General features: G+C 63.9%; 11 protein-coding genes. 3 read left to right on the forward strand and 8 right to left on the reverse strand.

The window, feature by feature from the left end; translation table 11 throughout:
• Positions 1-7: 7 nt before the first annotated feature.
• The 4 genes from U3654_RS15035 to U3654_RS15050 are packed head-to-tail and all read right to left on the reverse strand — an operon-like array spanning position 8 to position 6685.
• Positions 8-2053, reverse strand: a complete 2046-nt coding sequence (locus U3654_RS15035) for a hypothetical protein (RefSeq protein ID WP_324752361.1) — start codon at positions 2051-2053, stop codon at positions 8-10.
• Positions 2050-4797, reverse strand: a complete 2748-nt coding sequence (locus tag U3654_RS15040) for a DUF4159 domain-containing protein (RefSeq protein ID WP_324752362.1) — start codon at positions 4795-4797, stop codon at positions 2050-2052. The genes U3654_RS15035 and U3654_RS15040 overlap by 4 nt, the downstream gene beginning before the upstream one ends.
• A complete protein-coding gene (locus U3654_RS15045) occupies positions 4794-5681 on the reverse strand; it encodes a DUF58 domain-containing protein (RefSeq protein ID WP_324752363.1) in 888 nt (295 codons plus the stop codon). Before U3654_RS15045 ends, U3654_RS15040 begins: the two co-directional genes overlap by 4 nt.
• Positions 5678-6685: a MoxR family ATPase gene (locus tag U3654_RS15050; protein WP_324752364.1), complete on the reverse strand. Its 1008-nt coding sequence runs from the start codon at positions 6683-6685 to the stop codon at positions 5678-5680. The genes U3654_RS15045 and U3654_RS15050 overlap by 4 nt, the downstream gene beginning before the upstream one ends.
• 68 nt (positions 6686-6753) lie before the next feature.
• Here U3654_RS15050 and U3654_RS15055 point away from each other — a divergent pair, with 68 nt between their 5' ends.
• The 3 genes from U3654_RS15055 to U3654_RS15065 all read left to right on the forward strand — a co-directional run bounded on the left by U3654_RS15055 (position 6754) and on the right by U3654_RS15065 (position 9631).
• The gene (locus U3654_RS15055) at positions 6754-7350 is read left to right on the forward strand and encodes a DUF1285 domain-containing protein (protein WP_324752365.1); all 597 of its coding nucleotides are present in this window, start codon (positions 6754-6756) and stop codon (positions 7348-7350) included.
• Entirely contained in the window at positions 7351-8103 is a 753-nt protein-coding gene (locus U3654_RS15060; protein ID WP_324752366.1) for a hydroxypyruvate isomerase family protein, read from the forward strand.
• A gap of 142 nt (positions 8104-8245) precedes the next feature.
• Complete coding sequence (locus U3654_RS15065) at positions 8246-9631, forward strand: aspartate aminotransferase family protein (protein WP_324752367.1); 1386 nt, start codon at positions 8246-8248, stop codon at positions 9629-9631.
• 204 nt (positions 9632-9835) lie between these two features.
• On the opposite strand, the gene U3654_RS15070 is transcribed toward U3654_RS15065, so the two are convergent.
• The 4 genes from U3654_RS15070 to U3654_RS15085 form a co-directional block, all read right to left on the reverse strand.
• Complete coding sequence (locus U3654_RS15070) at positions 9836-10453, reverse strand: hypothetical protein (protein WP_324752368.1); 618 nt, start codon at positions 10451-10453, stop codon at positions 9836-9838.
• A 31-nt stretch (positions 10454-10484) separates the two neighbouring features.
• Complete coding sequence (locus tag U3654_RS15075; RefSeq protein ID WP_324752369.1) at positions 10485-10619, reverse strand: aa3-type cytochrome c oxidase subunit IV; 135 nt, start codon at positions 10617-10619, stop codon at positions 10485-10487.
• A gap of 90 nt (positions 10620-10709) precedes the next feature.
• Positions 10710-11165, reverse strand: coding sequence for a DUF6173 family protein (locus U3654_RS15080; protein WP_324752370.1), 456 nt, complete (start codon positions 11163-11165; stop codon positions 10710-10712).
• A complete protein-coding gene (locus U3654_RS15085; protein WP_324752371.1) occupies positions 11162-12229 on the reverse strand; it encodes an MBL fold metallo-hydrolase in 1068 nt (355 codons plus the stop codon). Before U3654_RS15085 ends, U3654_RS15080 begins: the two co-directional genes overlap by 4 nt.
• Positions 12230-12387: the final 158 nt, after the last annotated feature.

Below are 12387 nucleotides of genomic sequence, written 5' to 3' on the forward strand. Positions count from 1 at the left end.
GGTGCCCTTAGCGGCGCCCCTCACGCAACCATGCGCCGGTCACAAGCGCGGCGATCAGCGCCAGCACCAGCCACGCGGGCAAAAGCGGCGTCTGGGTCACCGACAGCGTGGCATATGCCCCGCGCGGGGTGATCCCCAACCAGCCGCGCCCGGCGGCGGGGCGGCCGACGCGCACTTCGCGGATAGCAGGCACACCGTCCTCAATGGCGCGGATACCGCCATTCGCGGCATCAATCAGCGGTGCCAGCGCATCGCCGCTGGCGATCGTGCGTTCGAATTCCAGCGGCGCGGCGGGTCCAAGGCCGATCACCGCGTTCTGGTCGCCGCTGGTCAGGCGATAAAGGCCGATCTGCGGGCCGTCATACAGCGCCTCGAAACGGCCCGGCGACACCTCCTTCAGCGACAACGTCGCGTCAGAGCCATCGGGCGCAGTGACGGTCACATCCTCCACCTCCTCGCCCAGCGTGCGGCGGATGATGCGCATCTTCTGCCCGGTCGCCTCGGCCCACAGCGCCTCTTCCTCGAGCTCGGGTTCCTTCATCATCCAGTGGGCGAGACGGCGCAGCAGCTCTAGCTGAGGCCCGCCGCCCTCATAGCCACGATTCCACAGCCACGCGTGATCAGAGGCCAGCAGCGACACGCGCCCCTCGCCGACGCGATCCAATACCAGCAGTGGGCGATCCTCGGCGCCCGACATCAGCACCTCGCCCATCGGCTCTTCGACGTCGATCTGGCGCAGCCAGCGGCCCCATGGCCCTTCATGCATCTGCCCCAAGCCCGCCGTGACGGGGTGGCGCGCGCCCAAATCAGTGATCGCAGGTCGATACGGGCCGCTCATCACCCGCGCGGTGGGGCGCGCCGGGACGATCGCCTCAAGGGGTGAACGATAAAGGCTGTTCGCCCCTGCAAAATCCGGCCCCGCAGCAAACAATACCGCGCCGCCCTTTTTCACGTAATCGGCGACGTTTTCCAGATAGAGCGCGGGCAGAATGCCGCGCCGCTTGTACCGGTCAAAGATGATCAGATCGAAATCATCGATCTTTTCCAGAAACAGCTCACGCGTAGGAAAGGCGATCAGGCTTAGCTCGTCCACCGGGACGCCATCCTGTTTCTCGGGTGGGCGCAGGATAGTGAAATGGACGAGGTCAACGGAACTGTCGGATTTCAACAGGTTCCGCCACGTGCGCCCACCTGCATGAGGCTCGCCCGAGACCAGCAGAACGCGCAGGCGGTCGCGCACGCCGTTGATCTGCACCAGCGCGGTATTGTTGCGCGCGGTCAGCTCACCGTCGCCCTCGAGCGTGATGAATTCCAGCACGTTGCGCCCACCATGCGATAGCGCCAAAGGCAGCTCGATGGAGCGGTTCACAGGCACGTTAAAGCGCTGCGGCGCCTCGCCATCGATCGAGATATCGAGAGGCACCTCGGTCACACCCTCCGGCGCCGCGCCGCTATCTTCGATGCGCAGGGTCAGCGTGATCTCTTCGTCGAGGATGGCGAAGGCAGGCGCGCCCTCGACAATCAGACGGCGGTCCCAATCCTGCGCACGCCCAGTGTGCAGCAGGTGCAGCGGCGCGGGCAGGCCGGGGGCGCGGTTCATATCGTGCAGACGCCCGTCGCTCAGCAGGAAGAGGCCTGCGATGCGGCCCTGCGGTTCGGTCGCCAGTGCCTCGCCGAGGGCACTCATAAGCAGCGTGCCGCTATTGTCGGGTCCGTCACCGACCTGAACGCGCCGCACCTCGGTGCCGCGCGCGGCCAGCCGCGCCTCCAGCGTATTTGCGGCGCGCGCCGTCATCCCGGCCCGGTCGCCCAAACGCTGGCTGGCGCTGGTATCTTCGATGATGATTGCGATATCGCTCAGATCCTCGCGATCCTCGCGGCTGAGCGTCGGCCCCATCAGCGCCGCCACAATCACCAGCGCGCCAAGGCCCCGCAACGCCCAGCCGGACAGGCCCCGCCACGCAGCTAACGACAGCGCGGCCAGCGCCATGCCGCCAAGGCTGGCGATCAACCAGATCGGCAGGGCCGGATCAAAGACGATGCTACCGGTCATTGGCCCAACCTGTCGAGCAGCGCTGGCACATGGACCTGATCGGATTTGTAATTTCCCGTCAGCACATGCATCACCAGATTGACACCAAAACGATACGCCATCTCGCGCTGCCGCTCGCCCGCATAGCCGCGCCCGACGGGAAATTGCGCATTGCCGCGCGCGTCCACCGCCCAGGCGGCAGCCCAGTCATTGCCGCCGATCACCACAGGCGTCACGCCATCATTCAGATTGCGAAAGGGCATCCCCGGCGCGGCCTCGGCATCCTCGGGCGCGGCCTCGACCCAGACGGGGCGGCCAGAGTAGCGACCGGGAAAATCCTGAAGAAGGTAGAACCCCCGCGTCAGCACATGATCGCTTGGCACAGGCTCCAGTGGGGGGATGTCCAGCGGTGCGGCAAGGCGTTGCAGCATCGCACCATTAGGCGAGGACGCGCCAAAACCCGCGATATCAGCGTCGCGCGTGTCGAACAGGATCATGCCGCCGCTGCGCAGATAGGCGTTCAACTTGGCATAGGCTGCATCCGATGGGATCGGTTGTGCGTCCGTAATCGGCCAGTAAAGCAGCGGAAAAAATGCCAGTTCGTCGGTTTCCAGATCGACTGCCTCGGGCTGGGCGGGTTCGACCGTGGTGCGAAAGAACAGCGTCTGGCCCAGCCCCTCAAGCCCGGCGGCGGCCATGTCGTCAAGTGCTGCGTCGCCGGTAATCACATGCGCCAGCGTCACCTCACTGGCCAGGGCCTCGGGTGGGCGGTCCTGCGCAACCGAAGGATCGGGCAGCAGCATGAGGGCAGCAAGAATGGCCACCGCGCGCGCTGGCAACAGCCGGCCCGTGAGGGCGAGCGAGGCGAGGATATCGACGCTCAGAAGCAGCAACGCCGCCGCCAGCAACCAGCCGAAAAGCGGCGTCTCGGCCAGTCGTGCCAGCCCTTCGATGCGGGCGCGAGCGGGCCATGTGACGGGTTCCAGAACATCGCCAGAGATCATCACGTTGCGCGCAATCCGGCGATCCTCACCGTCATAAATTCCGGGCTGCAAATCGGGGCCTAGGGGTGCATCAATCAGCCGCTCGCCCGGCACTCCGGGCAGCGTGTCGGCATTGCGCAGTGCGCCGAAACCGTCCAGCACCTGGGCCGGTTGCCACGTGGTTCCGGCCAGTTCGGCAGGCGCGGGCGCGGCAACGCTCGACGAGATTGCCAACCGCTCGAGCATCTGCACGAAAAGACCCGAGAGGGGCAGACTGCTCCATTCCGCATTTGCCGTGACATGAAATAGCACGACCTGCCCCTGCCCGACCCGCTTGCGGGTGACCAGTGGCGTGCCGTCGCTGAGCTGCGCGATCACGCGGTCCGCCAGCGCCGGGTCGGGCTGGGCCATGACCTGCGCGCTGACCGTCACATCGCCCGGAATCGACAGACCGGCAAATGGGCTATCCTCGTCAAAGGGCGCCAACGATTTCGGCTCGCCCCAGCTCATCGCGCCGCCGACGCTGCGGCCCCCGGCGCGCAGGCGCACGGGCATCAGCGCATCCTCTTGGCCGCGTGACACATCGCTGGCGGCAAGGCGCGGCCCGGCAAAGCGCAATAACGTGCCGCCCGCCTCGGCCCACTCCAGTAGCCCCGCCCCCTCACTGGCGGACAGGGTTGCGACATCGGCCAGCACGATCACGCCGGGATTGGCAGGCAGCACGTCCATCAACGCGCCGGTCAGCAGATCGGCGTTCGGGCGCAGCGCGCGGTCAAGGTAGTGCAGCGGCGACAGCAGCTCCAGCCCCTCGCGATCCTCGCGGCCCGCGATCAGCGCGACTTCGCGCCGCTTGAGGCTATCGTCGGTCAAGGTGATTGCGCCCGCGTGGCCCTGACCCGCGATCTCGAACCGCGTCACGCGCGCGCGCAACTCGGCGGGCAGGGTCAGCGCGCCAGTAGCCTTGATGGCCCCATCCTCGAAACTCAGCGGTAGCGTGGCCAGAACGCGCGGCGTGCCAGACGGGTCGCGCCCATGTGCCAACACATTGACCTGCCGCGCCGCGCCGGGGGCGAGGCGCTGCGCCGTCAGTTCCAGATTGCCGTCGACCGCACGCGGCGGGGTCAACGCCAGAAGGGGTGCGCCGCCTTGCCGGATCGTCACATCGCCATGCGCCTCAAGCGCGCTCAGCAGCGACTCGCGCCCGTCGCGTGCAAGGCCATCTGACAGCCAGAGCGTGTCAAAATCGCCCTCGCTCAGCATTTCCTCGGCGTCGGCCATCATCTCAGGCGACGGCGTCCACGCAGCGGGCGCAATACCTGCCAGACGACTACGCCAAGCTTCGGCTGACTGGAAAACGGGTGGTTCGGGATCGCTGAGCCGCATCAGCGCGACGGGACGGCCATCGCGGCCCGCCTCGGCCAGAACCCCGTCGAGCAGCGCGTGCTCGGCCTTATCGTCGCGCGCGCTGGCCCAACTGGCGTCGAGCGCGATCAGAAGGTTGCGATTTCCGGCTCCCTCCTCCGCGCCGCGCGGGTTCAGAACCGGTCCGGCCATGGCAATGATGACTATAGCCAGCGCCAGCATCCGCAGAAGTAGCAGCCACCAGGGGGTGCGATCCGCCGTGCTGTCCTCATCGCGCAAGCCCAGCAGTAACGCGACCCCCGGAAACCGCCGCCTGACCGGCGCGGGCGGCACCGCGCGCAGCAAAATCCACAGTACCGGCAACAGCGCCAGCGCGATAAGCAGCCATGGCGCGGTAAATCCGATGGCGCCAAAGGTCATCGCGCCCCCTCGCCCAGCGAACGGTAAAGCCAAAGCAGCGCCACCTGCGGGCTGGCATCGGTGTGATGGCACGCATATTCCCACCCCGTCGCGCGGCAGAGCGTACGCAGCGCGTCCTTACGCGCGGCCAAACGTTCCAGATACCGGCCGCGCAAATCGTCGGCCTTTAGGGTCTCATGCGCCAGCGTGCCGCCGATCGACTCGAATATGGCACGGCCACGATATGGAAACGCCTCTTCGGCAGGGTCCAGAACTTGCAACAGGAGACCGCGCACACCGCGATCCGCCGCACCGGTCAGCGCGGCGCGGACGGCATCGAAATCACCCAGAAAATCCGAAATGAACAGCGCTCGCGCACGCACAGGCAGCCCGCGTGCATCGGGGACGCCGTAATCCGCTGCATCCTCAGCAGAGGTCAGAACCCCGGCCAGCCGGGCAATCTGCGCCTCGCCCCGGCGCGGCGGCATGGCATGGCCGGTCAGGCCAACACGCTCGCCGCCCCGATCCAAAACAATGGCGGCAGCCAGCGCCAGCAGCTGTGCACGATCCGCCTTTTCAGGCAGGTTCTTGTCGCTGGAAAACCGCATTGAGGCAGCGCCATCGACCCACAGCATCACGGTCTGGGCGATCTGCCATTCCCTCTCGCGCACGAACTGCGCATCGCTGCGGGCCGAGCGGCGCCAGTCAATCATGCGACGCGCATCGCCCTCCTGCGCCGGACGATACTGCCAGAAATCGTCGCCCAACCCCGCGCGCCTGCGCCCGTGCTGTCCTAGCAGCACAGCGCCAGCCAGCCGATCCGCCCGCGCCAACAGAGCCGGCAGGCGGGCCGCTTCGGCTTCGGAGCGGGCGCGTAGATCGTCGGAAGGGGCGGCTTGGCTCACGCAGCCGCCTTGGCGTGGCCCATTCCGGCCACCGTGTCGGCGATCAACGCCGCGAGGCTATCGCCCCGCGCACGTGCCGCAAAATTCAGCGCCATGCGGTGGATCAACACCGGCTGCGCCATGTCGACCACGTCCTCGGCATTGGGTGCCAGCCGTCCTTGCAGCAGGGCGCGGGCGCGCACCGTCAGCATCAGCGCCTGCGCCGCGCGCGGGCCGGGTCCCCATGCTACGCTGTCCTGCACGCGGGCAGACGCGCCCGCCTCGTCCGGGCGGAACGCACGCACGAGGTCCAGAATCATATTCATGATCCCTTCGCCCACAGGCATTCGCCGCAGCAGTGTCTGCGCCGCGATCAACTCATCGGCGGAAAAGACCGTATGAGCCACATCCTCGGTCGCGCCCGTCGTAGCCAGCAAAATATCCCGCTCAGCCACGCGATCCGGATAGGGCACGTCGATCTGGACAAGGAACCGGTCCAGCTGCGCCTCGGGCAGCGGATATGTGCCTTCCTGCTCAATCGGGTTCTGGGTCGCCAGCACGTGAAAGGGTGCATCAAGGGCGCGGTTTTCGCCAGCGACGGTAACCTGCCGCTCCTGCATCGCCTGCAAGAGGGCCGATTGGGTGCGCGGGCTGGCGCGGTTGATCTCATCCGCCATCAAAAGCTGGCAAAAGATCGGACCGGGAATGAATTTGAACGCGCGCGCGCCGCCCGCGCCTGTCTCCAGCACCTCACTGCCCAGGATGTCTGCGGGCATGAGGTCGGGCGTGAATTGCACGCGACCCGCGTTCAGGCCCATCACGGTCCCCAACGTCTCGACCAGCCGCGTCTTGCCCAGTCCCGGTAGACCGACCAGCAGGCCGTGGCCACCGCAGAGCAATGCGGCCAGCGCAAGGTCCACCACCCTTTCTTGGCCGATAAAACGGCGCGCGACTTGCGCGCGCGCCTCAGCAAGGCGCGATTGCAGCGCGTCTATTTCGGCAACCAGATCAGCGCTATCTGTCATGGAAATTCTCCGCTTCGAGCTATATCATTTCATCAAGTGTATAGCGCAGAGCGTAAATGGCAAAAGCAATGAGCGAAAACAAGATCACGACCCCGTCACCCACCCCGTCCGCAGAGGGTATCGCCGCCTCGGCCAAGGCCGCAGCCAAGGGGCGCGGCCTGCCGCCAGTCCACCTGTGGAATCCCGAGTTTTCTGGCGATCTGGACATGCGCATCGCTCGGGACGGCACGTGGTTCTACCTCGGCACGCCTATCGGGCGGCCCGCATTGGTGCGGCTGTTTTCGACGATCCTGCGCAAGGACGGGGACAAGTATTTCCTTGTCACGCCAGTTGAAAAGGTTGGCATCACGGTGGACGACGCCCCCTTTGTCGCGGTCGATTTCGAGGCGTCGGGCACTGGCGAGGATCAGACCCTCACCTTTCACACCAATGTCGGCGACAGCGTGATCGCGGGCCCAGACGCCCCGATTCGCGTCGAACGCGACCATGAGACGGGCGAGCCGTCGCCCTACATTCTGATCCGCGCGAACCTTGAGGCGCTGATCGACCGCAAATCGTTCTACCGCCTCGTCGATATCGGTGCGCATCACGACGGCTGGTTCGGCCTTTGGTCGGGGGGCGCATTCTTTGGCCTCATCCCGTCCGACGAATTGCCGCCAACCTGAATGCCACGCTTTGCTGCGAATCTGTCGATGCTCTTTCGCGAGTATCCTCTGTTGGAGCGGTTTTCGGCGGCCATGGCCGCAGGCTTTGATCTGGTCGAGCTGCTCTTTCCCTATGATACCAACGGCGCCGAGTTGCGCCGTATCCTTGATCAAACTGGCCAGCGGCTGATCCTGATCAACACGCCGCCGCCCAATTGGACCGGCGGCGCACGCGGTTTTGCCGCCATTGTGGGCGGCGAGGCGCGGTTTCAGCATGATTTCAAACGCGCGCTGCGATACGCTCAGGCATTGAACGTCCAGCATATTCACATCATGGCGGGCGCCGCCGAGGGGCCCGAGGCGCGCGAGACCTTCATTAAAAACCTCTGCTGGGCCACCGCCCACGCGCCGCAGCAAAGCCTCACGATCGAACCGATCAATCCGCATGACATGCCCGGCTATTTCCTCAATGATTTTGAACAGGCCGCCGAAATCCTCGATGCGGTCGCCGCGCCCAATCTGGCCCTGCAATTCGACGCCTACCACGCCCACCGCATCACCGGCGACGTCATGGCAACATGGGCCAGTCACGGCCACCGCGCCGCGCATGTCCAAGTGGCCGCTGCTGAGGGTCGGCATGAGCCGGGCAGAGGCGCGATCAACTATCCCGCCTTCTTCGCGCAGCTTGATGCGGGCGGATACACCGGCGCCGTCGCGGGCGAATACAATCCTGCGGCACGGACCGAAGACGGCCTCGGTTGGGCAAAATCCTGAGCGCTTAACGCGCAATCTGGCCTTATGCATCTCACCGCGCTGGACCTATCGCCAAAGCGCCACCCAAGGTGGTATGGTAGCATCACTGTGCCCTTCGCCCGGCCCAATTCATGCGCCGGCATGAACACGATGGAGGATCATCATGGACGGCAAATTTCTGGACAACGATATCGAAAAGGTCGTCGCAGCCGATCGCGCCCATGTCTGGCACCACCTGAGCCAGCATAAACCCTACGAGACGAGCGATCCGCGCATCATCGTCGAAGGCAAGGGAATGCGCGTTTGGGACCAAAACGGCAAAGAGCATATCGACGGTGTCTCGGGCGGCGTCTGGACCGTCAATGTCGGCTATGGCCGCGAGCGGATCGCGAATGCCGTGCGCGACCAGCTGATCAAGCTGAACTACTTCTCGGGCTCCGCCGGGTCGATCCCCGGCGCGATGTTTTCCGAACGCCTGATCTCGAAAATGCCCGGCCTCACCCGTGTCTATTTTACCAACTCCGGCTCTGAGGCGAACGAAAAGGCGTTCAAGATGGTTCGCCAGATCGCGCACAAGCGCTATGGCGGCAAAAAGCACAAGATCCTCTATCGCGAGCGCGATTACCACGGCACCACCATCGCGTGCCTCTCGGCCGGCGGTCAGCCCGAGCGCAACGCGCAATACGGCCCCTTCACCCCCGGTTTTGTCGAAGTGCCGCACTGCCTTGAGTACCGCGCACAATGGGATCTGACCGGCGAGGAATATGGCCTTGCTGCCGCGAACGCCATCGAAGAGGTCATTCTGCGCGAAGGTCCTGACACTGTCGGCGCCATCTGCCTTGAGCCGGTAACGGCAGGCGGCGGCGTCATCGTCCCGCCCGAGGGCTACTGGCCCCGCGTGCAGGAAATCTGCCGCAAATATGACGTGCTGCTACATATCGACGAGGTCGTCTGCGGCGTCGGGCGCTGCGGCACATGGTTCGGTTATCAGCAATACGGTATCGAGCCTGACTTTGTGACCATGGCCAAGGGGGTCGCCTCCGGTTACGCCGCCATCGCCTGCTGCGTGACGTCCGAAAAGGTTTTTGACATGTTCAAGGACGACGCGTCTGATCCGATGAACTACTTCCGCGATATTTCCACTTTCGGCGGCTGCACAGCCGGCCCGGCGGCAGCGTTGGAGAACATGAACATCATCGAAGAAGAAGGCCTGCTGGAAAACACGGTCAAGATGGGCGACTATATGCTTGACCAGCTCCATGCGCTCAAGGACAAGCACGAAGTCATCGGCGACGTGCGCGGCAAGGGCCTGTTCCTCGGCGCCGAATTGGTCAAGGATCGCAGCACCAAAGAGCCGATGGACGAGAAAACCGTCGGTGCCGTCACCGGCGATTGCATGGCCCAAGGGGCTATCATCGGCGCGACGAACCGCTCGATCCCCGGCTTCAACAATACGCTCTGCTATTCGCCCGCGCTGATCGCCACCAAGGACGATATAGATGAGTTGATCACAGCCACCGACAAGGCTCTGACCAAGGTATTTGGCTGACAGGCCTAGAGTATCCGCCGCGCTAACAGCAAGGCGCGGCGGGTGCCCTTTGGCACCTGAACCCCGTACTTATGATGGACATATCCCCGCCGGAGTTCTCCTGCGGCAGCAACCTCAACGCGCCACGCTTGCCAAGTCGACTAGCCCCGAGGTCCAACGAGCCGAGACATGCCTTGCGCGCAGCGCAATTCCATCAAATCACACTCAGCTAGATCCCACCCTAGACGGATCCCATGCGGCCAGCACCTTGGAGTTGTCGTCGCTGTCATATTCGTACAGCACCTTTTCGCTGACGCCCGGCAGCTTGCCGAATTCGTCGGCCAGCGCCTTGGGGTACCATGTCTGCTTGACCTGGCCCGGAAAAATCTCGGCCAGAATGCTTGACGTGCTGCGTGCGCATTGCGCCTGCGGCGCGGTGCCGTGGGACATCGCCAGTTGCATCGCCTTCTGAGCCTGCGCTGGCGTGACCTCCAGTTCCTGAATCTTTACATGGAACGTCTTGCGCGCGTGGAACCGCGTGTAAACATCAGCAATCGCTGGTGTCACGCCAAAGATCACGTCGTTGCGCTCAGGGATGCTTTCGTGTTTGAACGATCCTGCCGGATCCCAGATGATCCGTTGCGAGCCATTGATCATTAGCGATGTGTGCGCGCCCGATCCGGTGTTGTTATTGAGCATGGTGAACATCGTCAGACGCGGCGGGCCGTCATCGCGATAAGCCACGCGCGCCACATCTTCATCGCTGGCCCAGACGCCCGGCGGAGCAGCGCAACCAGCAAGCGCAAAAACGGCGCAAAAAGCCAAAATCACAAAACGTATCAAGTCGCCTCCCGCGCTGCAGCGCAGCCCGTGTTCAGCCGTTGACCAACGCAAAGAAGATCAGGACGCAGATGGCAACGATCGCCGCCCGGGTCGAAAATTTCACGAAGCCTTCAAACGTCTTTTCGTGCTCTTCGATATCCATCTCACCATGTTTGTGATCAGTCATTCGAATTCCGTCCTCTTCATGCCGAATTTCCCGGCTGGTTACTGTATTTGCCGCGCCCTGTCACGCTCAAAGCGGCGCGGGCAGCGCGCCTCATTTCTTTTCCAGCTGCGCCGCCAGATGAAATCCGATGCGCTCGGGTTCGGCCTGATCGACCGGCTTGGGCAGAGCGCGTAGAATGACGCTTAGCTGGCTTACATGCTGCACCAGTTGTGTTTTGCTGCCTGAGGCGTCGCTACCGTAAAAGGTGACGATATCGGGATCAAAATACCCCATGCCCTCGATTTTCAGCACGCCGGCATCGCCACCGACAAACCCCATGGCGATCTCATGTTCGTTATCCAATGTCTTTTCAAAGTTCTTGATATAGAGGATCAGCCGCTCATAGGCCCATTCCGCCGCGCTCTTTTTCTCGAAAGGCTTGGCCTTGACGCTGGCCGGGGCACCCTCGGCAGGGCTGGTGCGATCTTTGCCGGTATGTACTTCGTGGCAGCGTGGCAGGACGTCGGCCTCGGCAGCCTCGGCGGTCGTCATGATCTCATCGTTCAATTGCCCTCTCCTTCAGCTAGCCACAGCCATGCGCCATCCTCGCGAAGCCAGCGCTCCACGCGGCCCAGCTTATGCAAGTGGTTCAAATGTGCAACCGCCTCGACCATGGCGAGTCCATATGTCCCCGCGTCGATCCTGCGTTTAAATAGCGGTGCAAAGCATTCCACCGCAGTGCGCGGCTCTTTCAGATGCGCCTCTAGCCGCCTGAGTGCGCCGTGATGATTCTCGATCAGCTGACGCATCCGAAGCGGCAGGCCGGTAAAGGGCAGCTTGTGACCGCCCAGCACCAGATGATCCGCACGCGCATGACCCGCAAATCGCCCGCACGCCTCCAGCCAGTCGGCAACGGGATCGGCGTCAGGTTCGGTCGGGTAGACGCCCAGATTGGGGCTGATCGACGGCAGGATCTGATCGCCGGCGATCACGAGATTGCAGTCCCGACTCCACAGCGTCAGATGCTCGGGCGCGTGGCCATTGCCTATCCGCACATTCCAGGTACGGCCCGCCGCCACGACAGTATCGCCCTCCTGCAACCGCGTGTAACCCACCGGCAGAGGCGCGCAGGTATCGGCAAAGTTATAGGGCCGCGCGTCCTTGCGCGTCTGATAAATCTCGGGGTCCATCCCCGCGCTGCGCCAATAGGCCAGCGCTTGGGGCGTGGGGCGCTCTTCGACATCGAGGATCAGCATCCGCGCCATGAGCCATGCGGTGCGCGTGGTCAGCAATTCGGCGTCAAATCGGTCCATCAGCCACCCGGCCATGCCGACGTGATCGGGATGGTGATGCGTCACGATCACACGCCGCACGGGCCGCCCTTGTAGCGGTCCCGCCAGCAACCCCTCCCAGATCGCGGTGCTGCGCCGGGACTGAAATCCAGTATCGACGATTGTCCAGCCATCCCCATCATCCAGCGCATAGACATTGACGTGATCCAAAACCATCGGCAGGGGCAGGCGCATCCACAGAACGCCGGGGGCGATTTCGGTCGCCGTGCCCTCGGCGGGCGGCTCTGGCCAAGGATAGCGGATGCCGTTTGTGGCGTTGTCGGGATTGGAACGCGGCATCGGGCCTCCTTGGCAATAGCTCTGGCGCACGGTATTAAGCCGCACACCCTACCTAAAGCGTTTCGTCATATTGTTGAACTACGACCAAATGTCGAATCGAGTACGATGATCAAATGTTGCGCGTTTCGAATTCAGTTGGTGATTCAACTTAAACTCGA

This window comes from Roseovarius sp. Pro17, assembly GCF_035599575.1.
Classification (GTDB): Bacteria; Pseudomonadota; Alphaproteobacteria; order Rhodobacterales; family Rhodobacteraceae; genus Roseovarius.

Bases quoted from the DNA above. Each gene is read 5' to 3' on its own strand.
- U3654_RS15055 (WP_324752365.1), top strand. From the start codon at position 6,754: ATGAGCGAAAACAAGATCACGACCCCGTCACCCACCCCGTCCGCAGAG.
- U3654_RS15040 (WP_324752362.1), bottom strand. From the start codon at position 4,797: ATGACCTTTGGCGCCATCGGATTTACCGCGCCATGGCTGCTTATCGCG.
- U3654_RS15075 (WP_324752369.1), bottom strand. From the start codon at position 10,619: ATGACTGATCACAAACATGGTGAGATGGATATCGAAGAGCACGAAAAG.
- U3654_RS15035 (WP_324752361.1), bottom strand. From the start codon at position 2,053: ATGACCGGTAGCATCGTCTTTGATCCGGCCCTGCCGATCTGGTTGATC.
- U3654_RS15085 (WP_324752371.1), bottom strand. From the start codon at position 12,229: ATGCCGCGTTCCAATCCCGACAACGCCACAAACGGCATCCGCTATCCT.
- U3654_RS15050 (WP_324752364.1), bottom strand. From the start codon at position 6,685: ATGACAGATAGCGCTGATCTGGTTGCCGAAATAGACGCGCTGCAATCG.
- U3654_RS15060 (WP_324752366.1), top strand. From the start codon at position 7,351: ATGCCACGCTTTGCTGCGAATCTGTCGATGCTCTTTCGCGAGTATCCT.
- U3654_RS15065 (WP_324752367.1), top strand. From the start codon at position 8,246: ATGGACGGCAAATTTCTGGACAACGATATCGAAAAGGTCGTCGCAGCC.